The following is an 18,073-nucleotide window of genomic DNA, read 5'->3' on the forward strand; positions in this document are numbered from 1 at the left end:
AAATTAGCCTTAATTGCGGTTGTTAATAAATTACTCAAGCAAGCATTTGCCGTTGCAACAAAAAATGAATATTATCTAGAAATAAATTAAAAGAAATTTGCTTTTAAGCACAGTTCATTGCGAAGGAGGCACGACTGAAGCAATCTGCCCATTGACAAACAGATTGCCACATTTTACTTAAAAAAGTAAAATTCGCAATGACGCTAGTTTATAAACTTTTGATCAATAAATGGCTAAAAATTCAGAATAGAAATATAAACATTTAACGCAGAAAGGCATGTTTGTTATTCAGACCTCACAGGTTTTGAAAACCTGTGAGGTCTTGATTATCCTGAAAATTATTGAAAAACGTGATACAAAATGCACCACGACACTAACTAAACCAACTCAAACTCCTTAGCCTTATTACTTAGTTCCATAAGGTTTTTAACGTCTAGTTTTTTCATTAAGTTAAAACGGTGTACTTCGGCAGTGCGCTTGCTTATTTGAAGTTCTTCGGCAATATCTTTGTTGTTTTTTAACTGAAGTACCAGGTTTAAAATCTGCTTTTCGCGTTTTGTTAAATTGAAAGGGTCTTCAATTTGCTTGGGCTCTTCGGAAGTTGGGGTTGAAGCAGTTCCGTTCACAAAATTATTCATAATAATAGCAGAAATATCGCCAGTAAAATATTTACCACCCGATGCTACTTTATGTAAAGCTTTTAAAAACTCCTCTTTACTGGCTCCTTTCAACAGATAACCATCAGCACCCGCTTGAATGGCTTTTACTACGTATTCCTCTGAATCGTGCATAGAAAGCACCAAGGTTCTAACATCTTTGTACAACCTGTTAATTTCTGCAACCACTTCAATGCCATTCATTTCTGGCATTCTAATATCCACAATTAACAAATGTGGTTTATTTTTTTTAATCACCTCAAGCGCTTCTATTCCATTGGAAGCTTCATCAATTACATTGATATTTTGTTGATCTTCTAAAAGTGCTTTGATACCGTCTCTTACCAATACGTGATCATCCGCTAAAACTACATTTATAATATCCATAAAACTACCTGTATAACCTGCAAGGTTTTACAACCTTGTAAGTTTTTTATTAAACTAAATTTAACTTATCAATACTTATTTTATACCTACAAGGTTTTTGAAACCTTACAGGATTTGAAACCATACAAAACTAAAATATTTGAAGTATTTCATGGTTTCAAAAATACAAATTTTTAAGTAATACTACTTAATTACTTAATGGTATATTTAAGGTTACTCGGGTACCTTTGCCTATTTCAGAATTTAAAAACAGACGCCCCTCTATGTATTTAATGCGCTCTTTCATAAAGGTCATGCCCATACCCCCATCGCCATTCTTAATGTTCTTAACTTTAGTTGGGTCGAACCCCTTGCCATTATCATCCACAACAATACTTAGAATATTCTCGCTATGCGATAACGAAACGAGTATGTGCGTTGAATCGGCATACTTAATGGCGTTGTTTATGGCCTCCTGTACAATGCGGTAAATGTTTATTTCTACTAGAGAATCCAGACGCTGGTTAAAATCCGTTTTATTAAATAGTACAATGTTTTTTCCGGTAAGTTTCCCCAGTTCCAAGGTTAATTTAGAAATAGCCGGCACAATACCATGGTCCGATAATTCCGGGGGCGTTAAATTAAAGGTTGCCGTTCTTACACCTTTTATAATGTTTGAGGTTAACTCTTTAAGATGTTCAATTTTAGAGGCTGTTTTATCAATATCCTTAATATCGATACTTTCCAAATTGTATTTTAAACCTGTAAGCATTTGCCCAATACCATCGTGCACGTCTTTGGCAATACGGTTTTGTTCCTTTTCTTGGTTTTCTATAATCTGGCTTGAAACCAATTTTTGTTGGTTCATTTTTTCCTCAAAACTTTCCTTGGTTAAGCGTGCTATTTCAAGTTGTGCCGCTTTACGTGCGGTAATTTCGGAGGCGATGATAAGAAGTTCCGATTTATCATCGGTTGGACTAAATGGAATAATGGCCATTTCCAACCACACATCAATATTATCTTTAGTGGTTCCTTTTACTTCACCTTGCCAACCCGTTTTTTTGTGTTTGTTTATTAAGTTTTCAATAATGTTCTGCTCTGTTTCGTTTATCGAAAGTATATCGGCAAAATTGGTCGTCATATTATACTTTGTAAACTTAAATAGCCTAGAAAACTTTTTACCTATATGTACCAAAGCTCCATTGGGCGTAATGCGCGCAAATAAAAGTGTTTCATCCATGGCATGACTTAAGGCCCGCAATTCTTTAATGGACTTTTCTTTAGAAATACTTAGCTCATCGGCATCAAAAGCCATTTTCTTCGCTTTCTTTTCCGCAATTAACAAATCGGCCAATGTTGCTCTTACCGATTTTGCAGTTGGCCAGAAAATAAATAAAAATTCACCCAATAATATGAGCAAGGTAACTACCATTAACAGCATTTCCAAGGTGCGCAACCAACTTACTTTAGCATCGGCTTCCGCATCATATTGGTTAACAATTTGATCCATGACCTGCAGAAAATGGCCTTCGTTTTCCTTCACGCTTTCAATATTCTCTATAAAAGCCGATAGTGGCAAGGGCGGTACATTTTCAATCTTCTCAATGATGGATTTTGAAGCGGCACTAATGGTATTGAAGGTTGGGTTTAAAACTTCAAACTTTTCTTTTATAATGGCGCTGTTTTTTCCCGGCAACCCCAAACTGTCATTACCTTTTTGGAGGGCATGATGCGATAGCTCCCATACTTTTAACGTTTGTTTTATTTTTTCTTTAAGAAGTATACGTTCTTCAGTACTACTTTCTGTGGTAAGCGATACGATTTCTTTGGTTAATTTCTGGCTCAACATACGCTGCCTACCCGCCACATTAATGACCGAAGAGTCACTTTGCTGGTCGTTTAAATGCTTGCGTACCAAAATTTGGCTCAGGACAACCGACAGCGCAATGGTACTTAATGCAATAATGTACAAACGGCTTAATCTATCAAAAGTGCGTTGATCTAATGAATTACCGTTTTTCGTCATTGTTTATTATTGTATTTAAGAAATGGCCTGTTTTACAAGGGCCAAACTTTTATCTGAAAATTTAAGTTTTAGGGCTTCTGCATGTCCTTCTTCCGACATTTTAACCCATGTTTTTTGAAGAATATCAATCACTTTGGCATCGTCGTGTTTTTCAGCAAACTCTTCAAAATAATAATCTAAAAACACCAAACAGATCACATCTTCAATAGTTTGACTTTCTTCATTCTTTTTAATGAGTTTTTTATTGATTAAAAACGATACACGCTCAATAAATTCATCTTCATAACCCACTTCTTTTAAAATATCCGCTGTCATTTCAGCATGCATTTTTTTAAGGGTTTCGCGCCATTTTAAATAGCCTACTCGGTCCATGGGGTATTCGTCTCTGGCTATTTTCCAACGGCAAATATGTTGAGCTCTGCATGCAATTTGAAGCGCTCTGGAAGCATCGGGTTTAAACTGCAATAATTTTTGAGACATCCGTTGCGAATACAATAATTCTTTAGGAAAATCCAATCCACATGCGTGGTAAACATTCGGATCTTCAGAATTTTTTTTATCTATTAAGGCTATGGCTGTTTCAAAACGTGTTGGTTTCATGATGTGTATGTATTATTGGTTAATCTGAAAAGCCAATATACACATTTCCGCTTTCAATTTTAACAGGATACACTGCAATTTTTAAATCATCGCCTCCTAAATTGCTACCGTCTTCCAACGAAAAATTCTTTTTATGCATCGGGCAAGCCACTTTAGCAACGCCTTCTTTATCGCCAATCATTCCCAACGATAAAACCATTTCCATTTTATGCGGACATAAGTTTTGGCAGGCATACCATTTATCTTTTCTGGCGAAATTATACACCGCTATTTGCTTGGTTTTGTACTTAATACAGGCGCCGCTGTTTTCAGGAAAATCCGAAACTGTACCCACTTCAAACCAAGTTTTTACTTCTGCTTCTGTAACCGATTTATATTGTTCAAGAATATTTTGCATATCTATATTTTTTGTTGATTTGTTTATCTGTTGATTTGTGGATTTGTTGATTTGAAAAGGTTTACAGTTCATTGTAAAAACAAATCAACGAATCCACAATTAAACTCTTTACCACGCTTTCGGCATCTTCTGGTCGCGCATTGGAACAAACACCAAGTTATCATCGGTATCATCCGAATTCACAAAATGCTTGAAACGTTTTGCCATATTTGGGTCTTCAATAGCTTGTTTCCACTCACATTCGTATTTGTTCACAAGCCCTTGCATTTCCTGTTCTAATTCTTCAGCAATTCCTAAGGAATCTTCAATAACCACTTTCTTCAAGTACTCAATACCACCATCTAGTTTTTCTAACCAAGGTGCGGTTCTAACTAAAGGCCCCGCGGTACGTATGTAGAACATTAAGAATCTGTCTAAGTATTTTATAGCTGTGGCATCATCCAATTGTTCGGCAAAAAGAATGGCGTGTTTTGGTGTAGCACCACCGTTTCCACATACATATAAGTTCCAACCACCTTCAACAGCAATCAATCCGAAATCTTTTCCTCTGGCTTCGGCACATTCTCTAATACAACCCGAAACCCCACCTTTTAATTTATGTGGTGAACGCAAGCCTTTGTAACGGTCTTCAATTTCTATGGCGAACGTCACACTTTCATGCATACCGTAGCGACACCATGTAGAACCTACACAACTTTTCACCGTTCTTAACGATTTTCCGTAAGCGTGTCCACTTTCAAAACCAGCATCAATTAATTCTTTCCAAATAAGTGGCAATTCGTGTAACTGTGCACCGAATAAATCGATACGTTGTCCACCTGTAATCTTCGTATATAAATCGTATTTTTTAGCAACTTCACCAATAACAATCAGCTTATCTGGCGTAATTTCTCCACCTGCAATTCTTGGCACTACCGAATAAGTTCCATTACGTTGAATGTTAGCTAAGAAACGGTCGTTGGTATCTTGAATAGCCACTTGTTTGTTTGGCGTTTCCATAGTAATGGTGGCGAAAATAGATGCCAATGCTGGCTTACAAGTTTCACAACCATCGCCTTCACCAAATAGGTTCAGTGCTTCGTCGTAATCTTTAACTTTATTAACTTTTACTAAATCGTATAATTCTTGACGGTTAAAGCTAAAGTGCTCGCAAAGCGTTTCTTTAACTTCTTTTCCTAAGGATTTTAAAGTTTCGTTTACCAAATCAACCACCATAGGTTTACAACCACCACAACCCGAGGTTGCTTTGGTTTTTGCAATCACGTCGCCTAAGTTTTGGCAATCGCCCTCAGTAATTGAACAACAAATAGCACCTTTTGTAACGCTTTCACAAGAACAAACTTGTGCCGCATCGGGAATATCCATCACACTTCCAAACGATGAGCCGCCTTCACCTCTACTTCCTAAAATCAACTCTTCGGCATCTTCTGGAATTGGCAATCCGTTTAAATATATTTGGTGAAACATGTTATAATCAGACGCATCACCAACTAAAATTCCTCCTAAAAGGTTTTTTCCGTCATGACTGATGTTAATACGCTTATATAAATTCTTCGTTTTGTTTTCGTATATAATAGAATAGCCCTTTTCAACCGGCATAAAAGGTTCACCGTAACTCGCTACATCTACACCAATTAATTTAAGTTTGGTGGACATATCAATATCTTTCGCCATTACAACCTCAGCATCTCCCAAAATTTGGTTTACAGCAACACCTGCCATATCGTAACCAGGAGCTACCAAACCGTATATCATTTGGTTGTATAAAGCAACTTCACCAATGGCATAAATTTCTGGATCGGAAGTTTGCATTTTATCATTAACAATAATACCGCCACGGGTTCCCATTTCTAAAAAACAGGTTTTTCCTAACTCATCACGCGGTCTAATTCCCGCCGAAATAACAAGCATTTCAACATCTATTTTATCATACTCGCCAAATTCCATACCTGTGATACTTTTATCACCCAATATTTTATTGGTAGCTTTAGATAAGTGTATATTGATACCTAATGATTCTAATTTTTCTTGTAAAACCTTACTAGCTCTGGTGTCTAACTGACGTGGCATTAACTTATTCGCAAATTCAACCACATGCGGTTCAAAGCCCATATCCATAACCGCTTTGGCAGCTTCCAAACCTAATAAACCACCACCAAGTACTGCTGCTTTAATCGTATCTTTTTTTCTTCCTTTCTTCAATTTAGCCGCATAAGCAAGCATGCCTTCTAAATCTTCAATGGTTCTGTAAACATAAACACCTTGTTTTTCTACCCCAGGAATATTTGGCACAAAAGGCGCAGAACCTGTAGCTAGCACTAAGTAATCGTACTTATAGTTTAAGTCTTTTGAGGTTGTTACTTTTTTAGAAACACGATGAATTGCTGTAATACGCTCATTGGTCACTAGTTCAATACCATGTTCTTCATACCAAGATCTTGGAGCCATTTCTAAAGCTTTTGCATCTTTATTTTGAAAAAACTCACTTAAATGAACACGATCGTATGCTGGTCTGGGTTCTTCACCAAAAACAGTCAACTGAAATTTTTTGTCTTTTGCAAGGGCTACAAATTTTTCGCAAAACTTATACCCTACCATACCGTTACCTACAACAATAATTTTTTTCATGTGTTAATATTTATTGTTTTATAATTGTCACATGCTGTTCGCTATTAATCACTTGCTTAGATGATAATACTTATAACATGCTCAATTCATAATTACGTATTTTACGTTACAAACATAAACAAAAACTACGTAATAATACTTATTTTTAAATAAAAAAATGCTAATTATGAGTCACTATTAGCAATTTCTCAAATTGAACAATCATTTTCTAAGTATTAATCAAAATATCAATACTAGAAATACGAAAGAATAAGAATACTATATAATTTCTAATGTAATTATAACGCTCTTAGAAGCGGGCGTTTTAGCGGTATGCGCAAAACTATCTAAAGGAACCAGCACATTTGTTTCTGGAAAATACGTAGCGCAGCAATTTTTAGGAATATCATAACCTACCACTTTAAATTTATTGGCTTTACGAACAACGCCATTGAATTCCGATTTAAGATTAACCACCTGCTGTTCTTTCAACCCTCTGGTTTCCATATCTTCACGATTCATAAAAATAATACGGCGTTCGTTATAAATACCTCGGTAGCGGTCGTTTAATCCGTAAATGGTGGTATTGAATTGGTCGTGACTACGAATGGTCATCATTATTAACTCCCCTTCTTTAAGCTTCCATTCCGGTAATTTATTAATGGAGAAATTGGCTTTTCCGGTTTTGGTTTTAAATTGTCTAACACGTGCACCATTGGGCAAATAAAACCCTGAAGATTGCTTTAGTTTGGTGTTGTAATCTTCAAATCCATCAACAACCTCTTGAATATCATCACGTACCAAGTTATAATCGTCTTGATATTGAAGCCAATGAATTTTTGATCTATCCTTTAAAGTAGCATGTGCAACACCACAAACCACGGCAACTTCACTAAGTAATTTATCGGAGCAAGGTTCTAAAACACCCTTGGTAGAAGACACAATACCCATGGAGTTTTCAACACTTTGTACTTGAATACCAGTTTTTTGATAATCTTTTTCAGAACGTCCTAAACATGGCAAAATCAACGCTTCTTTACCTGTTACCAAATGCGAACGGTTTAATTTGGTACTTACATGAACCGTTAAATTACAATTCCCCAAAGCTTGGGCAGCGTATTCCGTATCGGGGACCGCCGATATAAAATTGCCTCCCATCCCAAAAAATACTTTTGCTTTTTTCTGGTGCATGGCTTTGATGGCATCAATAACCGAATAACCATGTTTTGTGCTCGGTTTAAAGCCATACTTCGCTTCAATTTTATCTAAAAATGCTTGTGGCGCCGATTCCCAAATACCAACCGTTCTATCACCTTGCACATTGGAATGCCCCCGCACCGGACAGGTACCGGCACCTTCTTTACCTATACTGCCTTTTAAAAGTAGCAGATTTACCAATTCGCGAATATTATCTACCGCATTTTGGTGTTGCGTTAAGCCCATTGCCCAACAAATAATGATTTTCTGGTTATTGCTTATCAAATGGAAAGCTTCATCAAATACCTCTTTGGAAACACCTGATAACTTTAAACAATCATCAAAATTGTATGTTTTTAAATCTGAAATGAATGCTTCATAACCTGAAGTGTGTGCATTTATAAAGTCGGTATCAAATACACCACCTTCAAGTTCTTCTTTCTCAAGTAATTTAATAAGAAGCGCTTTTATAAAAGCCACATCACCATTAATGGTAATTGGCACAAACACATCGGCTAGTTTTGTTCCACCCGTTAATAATTTTAAAGGATTTTGTGGATTGGTAAATTTAATTAAACCGACTTCCGGCAATGGATTGATGGCTATTATTTTACCACCATTGTTTTTGCATTTTTCCAAAGCCGTCAGCATACGTGGATGGTTGGTTGCAGGGTTTTGCCCAATAACCATCACCACTTCCGCTTTGTATAAATCATCTAAAGTCACCGAGCCTTTTCCAATGCCCAATGTTTCGGAGAGCGCACTTCCACTCGCCTCATGGCACATATTGGAACAATCGGGTAAATTGGAAGTGCCAAATTCACGAACAAATAATTGATATAAAAATGCCGCTTCATTGGTGGTTCTACCAGACGTATAAAACACCGCTTCATCCGGATTATCAAGAGCATTTAAATAACTTGCCACTTTTGCAAAGGCGTCTTCCCATGAAATAGGTTGGTAATGCGATGCACCTGCTTCTAAAAACATGGGCTCTGATAATCGTCCTGATTTGCCTATTTCAAAATCAGACCAACTCGCAAGTTCATCAACCGAATGTTTTTGAAAAAACGTTTCACCAATGGTTTTGTTCTGAGCTTCTTCGGCCATGGCTTTGATTCCATTTTCACAGTATTCACCTAAAGGAGAGCGCTCATCATCCGGATCGGGCCATGCACAACCAGGGCAATCAAATCCGCCTTTTTGATTTAGCTTCAATGATATTTTCAATGCATCGGCAGGATTCATGTATTTCGCTGCATGACCAATAGCCGCTTTTAAAGCCCCAAAACCCACGCTATTTGTTGGTGGGGTTTTCGTTTTTAAATTGGTGAAAACCTCAGGGGTTTTGGCTTTATCTTCTTGGGATGCGCTCATAATGAAATCAAAAATATTCTTAAATATATAGCTATTTATGAAACCTTAAAAATGATGTTCTGCTGAAAATTGAATTATTCTTTTAAATAGACAGTATTTTATTTTTAAACACTTATTACAAACTCTAAAGCGCGCTTTTCATTATAATACACATTCTTTTTGCCAATAAACCCAGCATGACCACCAAATTTTGGCATTTCTAAATGTAAAAACGGATTGTTTTTTGCTTCCTTTACAGGGTAACATTCCGGAGATAAAAACGAATCGTTTAGCGCATTTATAATAAGCGTTGGTGTTTTTATATTAGGGAGGAATTGCAAACTGCTGCATTGCTTGTAATAATCTAAAGCATCTTTAAAACCGTGGGCTTTTGAGGTGTAAACGTTATCAAAATCAATTAATGTTTTGATGGAATTCAGTTCATCTAAACTCAAATTATCGGGGAACTTTTCTTGTTTTAACTTTAAATGATATACTAAATCTTTTAAAAATCGGTCGTGGAACAATCGGTTTTTAAGTTTATGCAGCTCTTTGCACGAACCATACAAATCGCATGGCACTGAAACCGCTATAGCCGCTTTTACTTCCTGTGGAACAGACGCTCGCTCACCCAAATATTTTAAAATGATATTCGCACCCAAACTGATGCCTTTCAAATAAATTTCAGAATAATTTTTGTTGGAAATGGCATGGTTGATTACCGATTCCAAATCTTCGGTAGCACCAGAATGGTAGCTGTAATACTTTAAATTCTGTTCGCCACTACAACCTCTAAAGTTCATGCACACCGCATCTATACCAGCATCGTTAAATAGTTTTGCAGCACCTGTAACGTAAGGCCGTTGCCCATGCCCTTCCAATCCGTGGAGCAAAATAATGAGTTTGTTGCTTTTTTCGTTTGAAAAACTCCAATCTAAATCCAAAAAATCGCCATCACTTAATATGATGCGTTCCCGTTCTTGTTTTATGGAAACCTTACGAACTAAACCAGAATATACTGTGGAAATAAAACCCTTTTCAAATAAAAATGAAGGTTTGTATGTGGAGTCGATTATTGGCATATGGGTGTTGGGTATTGGTATTTAGGTTTTAGGTTTTAGGTTTTAGGTTTTAGGTTTTAGAATATAAAATTATCAATTCGTAATTCGTAATTCTTAATTCGTAATTTGTAATTCTCAATCGTCAATCGTTACGCTTGTAAATTTAAAATCTGTGCCATTAAAAAGTCCTTTATCGCTTAATTTTAATGATGGAATTACCAACAATGCCATAAACGATAGGGTCATATACGGTGCGTTTAGTTTGCTACCTAATTGTTTTGCCATGTTATCTAGTGCTGCATATTGGTTCCCTATGGTTTTACCGTCTTGATCGCTCATTATTCCAGCTACTGGCAATGGCACTATTATTTCTGGATCCCGATAGCTATCGGGAGAAACCGCACAAATACCGCCTTTGTTTTCAATAATTAAATTGACCGCTTTACAAATAGCTTCATCGGAAACGCCTACCGCAATGATATTATGCGAATCGTGACCAACAGACGATGCAATAGCACCTGCTTTCAGTCCGAAATTTTTAATAAACGCGATGGCTGGTTTTTGGTTTTCATATCGATTGACAACCGTCATTTTTAGAATATCCTTTTCGATGTTAGAAACCAAATTCCCATCAACAACCAAAGCATCTTCAATGAATTCGTTGGTTACTAATTGCCCTTCCAAAGCTTCAATGACTCTAATTTTTGCTTGTCCTGAGCGCAGTCGAAGGGTGGCAGAAGATTCAAATCTAAATTCTGAAACTTCTTTTTTATTACAGTTGAAATTATTCAGGTTTTTAAATGTTACAGGCTTGATTAATGATTCACCTTTACTAAACACCAACGTTCCATTTATATAGGTTTGAATGGTTTTAAAATTTATTAAATCTTCAACCACAATACAATCGGCAGCATCGCCAACTTGCAACAAACCCACATCTAAATTGTAATGCTTTACCGGATTCACGCAGGCCATTTGCAATACCTTAAAAACATCAACACCTTTCGCAATAGCCCTTGCACAAAGCTTGTTGATATGGTCCAAAATTAAATCGTCGGGGTGCTTATCATCACTGCAAAACATCATGTTTTCAAAATGTTCTGAAGCTAAATCTATGAGTGCTTCAAAATTTTTGGCGGCACTTCCTTCTCTAATTAAAATTTTCATGCCCTTTTGAAGTTTTTCTAAAGCTTCTTCAAAAGTAAAACACTCATGGTCGGTAGACATTCCAGCATCTATGTATTTAGTAATAGCATCGCCCTTTAAACCGGGTGCATGACCATCTATGGGCTTGTTATAGTGCTTTGCATGTGCTATTTTTTTCATCACTTCGGCATCGTCAAACAACACGCCTGGGTAATTCATCATTTCCGCTAAATACTTGATGTCTGGGTTTTCTAAAAGTGTTTTAATGGCTTCAGAATCGATAACCGCTCCGGCCGATTCAAAGGTGGTGGCAGGCACACAGGATGGTGCACCAAAATTGAATTTAAACGGTACTTTTTTGCCGTTTTCAATCATGAATTCCACACCTTCAACACCCAAAACATTCGCAATTTCGTGAGGATCGGAAACCGTAGCAACCGTGCCATGTGTGACCGCCAATCGTGCAAATTCACTAGGAACCAACATGGAACTTTCTATGTGAATATGGGCATCTACAAAGCCAGGGAGTATATAAGTTTCAACATGGTGCTGGCTTTCTTCTATTGAAAAAATCTTGCCATTTTCAATAGTGATTTCACCTTTAAAAATACGTTTGTTTGGTATATCGACTATGTTGCCTTGTAATTTCAAATTATGATGTTTTAATAATGAGACACTTCGACGCGTTAAGTGTGACACAGTTATTTAATTTGACTCTTCCGTTTAAATTATTTTAACTCAACTTTTAAAATATGCTTAGTTTTTTCGGTAACCTTAAAGCGTTCATCGGCACGTTTTCCAAGAATCCAAACAATGTTGTTTTCTGAACACAGCAACCATGTTTGTTCTTTTTCTAAAAGGGATTGTTTTTCGTCTTTAAGATACTTGCTCACCTTCTTCTTTTTACCCTGCATGCCCAATGGATAAAACACATCGCCATCCTCCCATTTCCTTAAAGTTAAGGGAAAGGTTATGGTAGATTTATCAATATAAATCGTGTTTTTATCTGTGTTTAACATGGCATCTGCTTCATCAAAAAATAGGATTCCAAGAGGTGTTTCAACTTGCTTATCGGTTTCTAAAACAGTCATGGATGCACGTTCATCTTCAAGGATTTCACTTAATAGTAAAAAATCCCGATCCTTTATCAAACGGTGGGTTGATGACTGTACCCATTTACCCGATTGTGCTTGTAATAAGTTTACAACATCATCCCATTCTGTAAATCCGTAAGTATTTAAAAAACGGTATAAATAGGCTTTCGGGTTATAAAACTTTTGTATTTCAGAAATTTGCAGTTTAAACCCAGTAGGGGTCAATCTCATGATACCATTTTTAAAAAGAGCTTCAATACTATCGTCCACAATATCGCTAGAACCTTGCAAATGGCTGATGGTTTTTTGAAAACCATCCAACAAACTGGGGTTTATTTCCTTAAGAATGGGAATAACATCATGACGCAGTTTGTTTCGTAAGTATTTGGTAGAATTATTGCTTCTATCTTCCACCCACTTTAATTTATGTGCTTTAGCATAGGCTTCAATATCTGCACGCGAAAAAGGCAAAAGCGGACGCACAAAAACATCATTTACTTCCGGAATGCCCGTTAACCCTTCTAAACCGGTGCCTCTGGTAAAATTTATCAAAAAAGTTTCCAAATTATCATCGGCATGGTGGGCAGTTAATACATAATCAAACTGAAGTTGATCTGCCAAGGTTTTAAACCAATTATAGCGTAATTGGCGTGCTGCCATTTGTATGGAAAGTTTATGGTCTTTAGCATAGGCTTTTGTATCAAAACTTTCAATAAAAACTTCTAAATCTAAGTCTTCTGCCAGCTCTAGCACAAAATCTTCATCGGTATCACTTTCTGCTCCCCGTAAATTAAAATTACAATGCGCTAAGGCCATATTCAGCCCCATGCTATGGCATAAATGTGCTAAAACCACACTGTCAATACCTCCAGAAATAGCTAGTAAAAGCTTACTATGCTTTAAAAATGGGAGCTTTGAATTTATATGGCTTTGAAAGTTGTTAATCATATTTCAAAGTTAAGGTTTATTTTAATCTCGCAAAGTATATTATTGAATAGTTAAAGTGTACGGAAACTCATTTTCATTATCCATTATCCAATAGAATTTTGTAAATTTAGAAGGCCATACTAAATACGGACATTATGAGTACAACTGAAAAATTAAACGACCAAGCTACTCAAACAGCGTTTAACAAAAAAGTGGTGGGCGTGTCCCATCATCTTCATCCTTACGTAAAACACCGCCTTTATATTGCTGAAAATACAGGTGTTATTCCAAAAAAAATGTATGCTTCAAATGGCATTATTGATGAAAGTATTATCAAACTTTATGAAAAAGGATATGATATTGATATGCATCCTGATGCTTTAAAGCTGAAACTTTTTAAAATTGTTGATGCCGACTTAGAAGCTATTTTCAAAAACGAATCCTTTCATAAAAATACCATAAGCACCAACGCTATTTTAGAAGAAGAATTGGATGCTTTGGAAGAAAAGTACACGATTGATGATGGGTTTGATTATATTATGAATGAAGATTTAGATGATATTTCATACCAACAAAACGGTCATGCCAAACATCTTTTTTTATATGATGATAACGAGAACGCCATTCTAAATGCATTCGATTTCAATACTTCCAATTCTAGCAAATCCAATGAAGTGTTAGGTAATATGTACAGCCGTTTGCCTTTAAATGTGTCCAACATCATCGATTTATATGTTTTTGGAAAGCTAAGTGCGCAGGACATTGCAAAAGTTAAAAACATTGAAGTAAAACGTATTGAACGCATCATCCAAACCGTTAAAAAAACCTTTGATACGAACTTAGATTAGTCTTCTAAAACCTGTCGCATCGCTTTGGCTTTTACCAAGCATTCTTCGTATTCCTTTAACGGGTCGCTTTTGGCAGTAATGGCACCCCCAACGGAATAGGACACGTATTTTTTTGTTTCATTATATAAGATACTGCGTATTACTACATTAAAATCAAAATCCCCCGTTGGCGTGAAATACCCAACAGCACCGGAGTAGAGTCCGCGTTTGGTTTCTTCCAAAGCCTCAATAATTTTCATTGCTGAAATTTTAGGAGCTCCCGTCATGCTTCCCATTGGGAAGGTACTTTTTATAATATCTACTGGGTTTGTAGCGGTTTCAACTTTGGATTTTACAGTAGAAATCATTTGATGCACTTGGTCAAAACTGTATATTTTACATAGCTCCTCTACTTCCACACTACCTTTTATGGCGGTTTTAGATAAATCGTTTCGAACCAAATCTACAATCATAATATTTTCGCTGCGTTCCTTTTCGTTATCCAACAAATCTTGTTTAAGCTGCTTATCTTCTTCGGCATTTTTAGAACGCTTTGCTGTTCCTTTTATAGGTTGCGAAATGATGGTGTTTCCTTGTTTTTTTAAGTAACGCTCTGGAGAAGCCGATAACAAATATTTATCTTGATATTTAAGAAAGGTTGCAAATGGCGGGTTGGAAATTCCATTAAGTTTTAAATACGTTTCCAAGGGATTGATAGTTGTATCTTCTGCATAAAACTCTTGGCAAAAATTGGCTTCATACATATCACCACGGTGAATGTGGGCAAGCATGTTGTTTATTTTTTCAAAATAGGCGTCTTTGTGGATGCGGAGTTTTATTTTGATGTCGTTTGAGACCCTTCGACTGCGCTCAGGGTGACATTCTAACTCCATTTTTAAAATGTCCTTTAAATCACTTTCAAACTCATCATCAACCATCTTCAAATATTGCATTTCAACTTGATTGCCTTTAAAAAAGAAAAGCTTTTTAGGTTGAAAGAAATACAAATCGGGAAACTCTAAACCATCAAAATTCTGCGAAATTAAATTTTCAACAGCATTTTTTAAATCGTAGGTCAAATACCCAAAAATCCAATCGTTTGTAATGGTTTGGTATTCTTTTAAATGCTCGAAAGCCTGTGTGTAATCGGTTTTAAGACTTGTAAAAGCATCAACTGCCAACACCGCATCGTAATTTGAGTAGTTTTGTTCGTAGTTGTTAGAATCTAACCACACGACATCATCAAACTGTTGTGCCCATAGTAGTAACTGTTCCTTAAACAATTTAATATTGGTGGTAGTATGATGAAAAGTTGTTCTCAATTCTAAAATTTAAGCTGTAAAGTTAGTTAGATTCCTTAAAAATTTACAAGTTTTGTACTTTAGTTTAAAATAACGTTTTATGCACACTCTAGAAAACAGTCAACTTAAAATAGCGGTAAACACCATAGGTGCCGAATTAAGCAACATCACATCCATAAAAAATGGCACTGAATATATGTGGGATGCCAACCCGAATGTTTGGGGAAGTTTTGCCCCTAACCTATTCCCTATTATTGGCGCTTTAAAAAACGATACCTATATTTTTGAAGGAAACGCATACAACTTACCAAAACATGGCATGGTGAGAAATAATAAAGCCATTGTTTTGCACGAACAAACCGCAAATAGTTTAACTTTTAAGCTAAGCCACAGTGACGATACTTTAAAAATATATCCGTTTAAATTTGAATTTTTTATCACCTATACACTTACAAACAATCGCATCGAGTTGCTTCATACCGTTAAAAATGTAGACGATAAACCTATGTACTTTTCAGTGGGTGGGCATCCCGCTTTTAAATGTCCTGTGTTTGAAAATGAAGCTTATGAAGATTATACTTTAGTGTTTGAACATGCCGAAACGTCAAAAACACATCTCATTAATACAGCAAACGGACTTATTTCTGCCAACACCAAACCTATTTTCAAGAATACCAAACTATTGCCATTAACCCACGATATGTTTAATGATGATGCGCTTATTTTTAAAGACTTACAATCTAAAAAAGTGACTTTAAACAGTAAAACACATGGCGATATTTTAACGGTAAGCTATCATGATTTCAACTATTTAGGCATTTGGGCAAAACCAACAGGCGATTACGTTTGTATTGAACCCTGGCTAGGAATTGCCGATAACGACGCTACCAACCAAGACTTTACCAACAAAGAAGGCATTTTAAAATTAGCTGCTGGCGACACCTTTAAAGCCAGTTATACTATTGAAATACATAAGCTATAACCACAATAGAATAATAAGTGTAACTTTGCAAACTTAAACGACTCCTGTGACTTTTGAAGATTTAAATTTAAACACCCCTTTATACAACGCCTTACAAGATTTAGGCTTTACAGCACCTACACCTATACAAGCCGAAGCCTATAACGTGGTTAATTCGGGGACTGACATTGTAGGTATAGCACAAACAGGTACGGGTAAAACCTTTGCCTACATGTTACCTATTCTAAAAAATCTTAAATTTTCTACACAAGAATCGCCTCGTGTATTAGTACTGGTACCTACACGTGAGCTGGTAGTACAGGTAGTTGAAGAAATTGAAAAACTGGCTAAATACATCAATACCCGTGTATTGGGTGTGTATGGTGGTACTAACATCAATACCCAAAAACAGGCCATAGCCCAAGGTGTTGATATTTTGGTTTCAACCCCAGGGCGTTTGTACGATTTGGCTTTAAGCCGTGTTTTACAACTAAAAGCCATTCAAAAATTGGTCATTGATGAAGTAGATGTGATGCTCGATTTAGGGTTTAGACATCAACTGATCAATATTTTCGATTTACTACCCGAAAAACGCCAAAACATCATGTTTTCGGCAACCATGACCGATGATGTGGACGCTTTAATTAACGATTTCTTTAAAGGTCCTGAGCGTGTTTCCATTGCTGTTTCGGGTACACCGCTAGAAAATATTACGCAAACACGTTACAATGTGCCTAATTTTTATACCAAAACCAATCTGTTAAAACATCTTTTAAGCGATGTAGAGACTTTTAATAAGGTATTGGTGTTTGTTTCGAACAAAAAAATGGCGGACCGCTTGTTTGAAAATTTAGACAGTGTTTTTCATGACGAATTATGCGTGATACACTCCAACAAAACCCAAAATTACCGTTTGCGTAGTATTGAACAGTTTAGAAATGGCGACAACCGTATTTTGGTAGCTACCGATGTGATGGCGCGTGGTTTGGATATAGACAACATATCGCATGTTATTAATTTTGATACGCCCAATTACCCCGAAAACTACATGCACCGCATTGGTAGAACCGGTAGAGCTGAACGTAAGGGAGATGCTATTTTATTTTCTACGGAAAAGGAACAGGAATATGTAGATGCCATTGAAGGCTTAATGAAAATGGCGATAACGCTGTTAGAAATCCCTGAAACAGTTGAAATATCTACCGAACTTATTGAAGAAGAACGCCCACAAATAAAAGAGCACAACAATCCTGCAAAGCGCGATGAAAACATTGGTGCTGCATTTCATGAGAAATCTGAAAAAAATTCCAAAGAAAACTTAGGGGGTTCTTATAAGTTTAAAATAGCTGCTAAGTATAAAAAGCCTAAAACCAGAGGTGATAAGAATTATAATAAACGGAATAAGCGGAAGTAAGGGAATTAACGTTTATAGAGTGAACCCAAAAGGTTAGACAAATTTATAATTAATTTTGATAATAATGAGCTCGATATTCAGTCGGGCTCATACCTTCTAAATTTAGTTTAATTCTTTCATTATTATAATACTTTATA

General features: G+C 36.2%; 14 protein-coding genes. 3 read left to right on the plus strand and 11 right to left on the minus strand.

Going from position 1 to position 18,073, the window contains the following annotated elements; translation table 11 throughout:
* Nucleotides 1-377 precede the first annotated feature (377 nt).
* The 9 genes from J8H85_RS18295 to tilS form a co-directional block, all read right to left on the minus strand.
* Nucleotides 378-1,043: a response regulator transcription factor gene (locus J8H85_RS18295; protein ID WP_209657082.1), complete on the minus strand. Its 666-nt coding sequence runs from the start codon at nucleotides 1,041-1,043 to the stop codon at nucleotides 378-380.
* A gap of 187 nt (nucleotides 1,044-1,230) precedes the next feature.
* Nucleotides 1,231-3,048 carry a sensor histidine kinase gene (locus tag J8H85_RS18300; protein ID WP_209657084.1) on the minus strand — a complete coding sequence of 606 codons (1,818 nt, stop codon included), beginning with the start codon at nucleotides 3,046-3,048 and terminating at the stop codon, nucleotides 1,231-1,233.
* Between the two features lie 15 nt (nucleotides 3,049-3,063).
* Nucleotides 3,064-3,648, minus strand: a complete 585-nt coding sequence (locus J8H85_RS18305) for a DUF4202 domain-containing protein (RefSeq protein WP_209657085.1) — start codon at nucleotides 3,646-3,648, stop codon at nucleotides 3,064-3,066.
* A 19-nt stretch (nucleotides 3,649-3,667) separates the two neighbouring features.
* Nucleotides 3,668-4,045: a nitrite reductase small subunit NirD gene (gene nirD, locus J8H85_RS18310; RefSeq protein ID WP_209657087.1), complete on the minus strand. Its 378-nt coding sequence runs from the start codon at nucleotides 4,043-4,045 to the stop codon at nucleotides 3,668-3,670.
* Between the two features lie 108 nt (nucleotides 4,046-4,153).
* Entirely contained in the window at nucleotides 4,154-6,673 is a 2,520-nt protein-coding gene (nirB, locus tag J8H85_RS18315) for a nitrite reductase large subunit NirB (protein WP_209657089.1), read from the minus strand.
* 258 nt (nucleotides 6,674-6,931) lie between these two features.
* Complete coding sequence (locus tag J8H85_RS18320; protein ID WP_209657091.1) at nucleotides 6,932-9,226, minus strand: FdhF/YdeP family oxidoreductase; 2,295 nt, start codon at nucleotides 9,224-9,226, stop codon at nucleotides 6,932-6,934.
* Nucleotides 9,227-9,330: 104 nt separating this feature from the next.
* Nucleotides 9,331-10,287: a YheT family hydrolase gene (locus J8H85_RS18325; protein WP_209657092.1), complete on the minus strand. Its 957-nt coding sequence runs from the start codon at nucleotides 10,285-10,287 to the stop codon at nucleotides 9,331-9,333.
* Nucleotides 10,288-10,401: 114 nt separating this feature from the next.
* Entirely contained in the window at nucleotides 10,402-12,063 is a 1,662-nt protein-coding gene (ade, locus tag J8H85_RS18330; RefSeq protein ID WP_209657093.1) for an adenine deaminase, read from the minus strand.
* A gap of 77 nt (nucleotides 12,064-12,140) precedes the next feature.
* Nucleotides 12,141-13,454, minus strand: coding sequence for a tRNA lysidine(34) synthetase TilS (gene tilS / locus J8H85_RS18335; RefSeq protein ID WP_209657094.1), 1,314 nt, complete (start codon nucleotides 13,452-13,454; stop codon nucleotides 12,141-12,143).
* Between the two features lie 134 nt (nucleotides 13,455-13,588).
* Here tilS and J8H85_RS18340 point away from each other — a divergent pair, with 134 nt between their 5' ends.
* On the plus strand, nucleotides 13,589-14,281 hold the full coding sequence (locus J8H85_RS18340; protein WP_209657095.1) for a hypothetical protein: 693 nt from the start codon (nucleotides 13,589-13,591) through the stop codon (nucleotides 14,279-14,281).
* Here the strand turns inward: J8H85_RS18340 and J8H85_RS18345 are convergent.
* Nucleotides 14,278-15,582: an anthranilate synthase component I family protein gene (locus J8H85_RS18345; RefSeq protein ID WP_209657096.1), complete on the minus strand. Its 1,305-nt coding sequence runs from the start codon at nucleotides 15,580-15,582 to the stop codon at nucleotides 14,278-14,280. The two genes, J8H85_RS18340 and J8H85_RS18345, sit on opposite strands and share 4 nt — an antisense overlap.
* 79 nt (nucleotides 15,583-15,661) lie before the next feature.
* Between J8H85_RS18345 and J8H85_RS18350 the strand changes: the two genes are divergently transcribed.
* Nucleotides 15,662-16,543: an aldose 1-epimerase family protein gene (locus J8H85_RS18350; protein ID WP_209657097.1), complete on the plus strand. Its 882-nt coding sequence runs from the start codon at nucleotides 15,662-15,664 to the stop codon at nucleotides 16,541-16,543.
* A gap of 46 nt (nucleotides 16,544-16,589) precedes the next feature.
* Nucleotides 16,590-17,936, plus strand: a complete 1,347-nt coding sequence (locus J8H85_RS18355) for a DEAD/DEAH box helicase (RefSeq protein ID WP_209657098.1) — start codon at nucleotides 16,590-16,592, stop codon at nucleotides 17,934-17,936.
* A gap of 49 nt (nucleotides 17,937-17,985) precedes the next feature.
* Here the strand turns inward: J8H85_RS18355 and J8H85_RS19220 are convergent, their stop codons facing one another.
* A complete protein-coding gene (locus tag J8H85_RS19220; protein WP_394368987.1) occupies nucleotides 17,986-18,072 on the minus strand; it encodes an IS3 family transposase in 87 nt (28 codons plus the stop codon).
* Nucleotide 18,073 lies beyond the last annotated feature (1 nt).

The sequence above is a fragment of the Mariniflexile gromovii genome (genome assembly GCF_017814435.1).
Classification (GTDB): Bacteria; Bacteroidota; Bacteroidia; order Flavobacteriales; family Flavobacteriaceae; genus Mariniflexile; species Mariniflexile gromovii.

Excerpts from the sequence above, each read along its gene's own strand:
- J8H85_RS18325 (WP_209657092.1), bottom strand. The coding sequence starts at position 10,287 with ATGCCAATAATCGACTCCACATACAAACCTTCATTTTTATTTGAAAAG.
- J8H85_RS18320 (WP_209657091.1), bottom strand. The coding sequence starts at position 9,226 with ATGAGCGCATCCCAAGAAGATAAAGCCAAAACCCCTGAGGTTTTCACC.
- J8H85_RS18300 (WP_209657084.1), bottom strand. The coding sequence starts at position 3,048 with ATGACGAAAAACGGTAATTCATTAGATCAACGCACTTTTGATAGATTA.
- tilS (WP_209657094.1), bottom strand. The coding sequence starts at position 13,454 with ATGATTAACAACTTTCAAAGCCATATAAATTCAAAGCTCCCATTTTTA.
- J8H85_RS18350 (WP_209657097.1), top strand. The coding sequence starts at position 15,662 with ATGCACACTCTAGAAAACAGTCAACTTAAAATAGCGGTAAACACCATA.
- J8H85_RS18340 (WP_209657095.1), top strand. The coding sequence starts at position 13,589 with ATGAGTACAACTGAAAAATTAAACGACCAAGCTACTCAAACAGCGTTT.
- J8H85_RS18295 (WP_209657082.1), bottom strand. The coding sequence starts at position 1,043 with ATGGATATTATAAATGTAGTTTTAGCGGATGATCACGTATTGGTAAGA.
- nirD (WP_209657087.1), bottom strand. The coding sequence starts at position 4,045 with ATGCAAAATATTCTTGAACAATATAAATCGGTTACAGAAGCAGAAGTA.
- J8H85_RS18305 (WP_209657085.1), bottom strand. The coding sequence starts at position 3,648 with ATGAAACCAACACGTTTTGAAACAGCCATAGCCTTAATAGATAAAAAA.
- nirB (WP_209657089.1), bottom strand. The coding sequence starts at position 6,673 with ATGAAAAAAATTATTGTTGTAGGTAACGGTATGGTAGGGTATAAGTTT.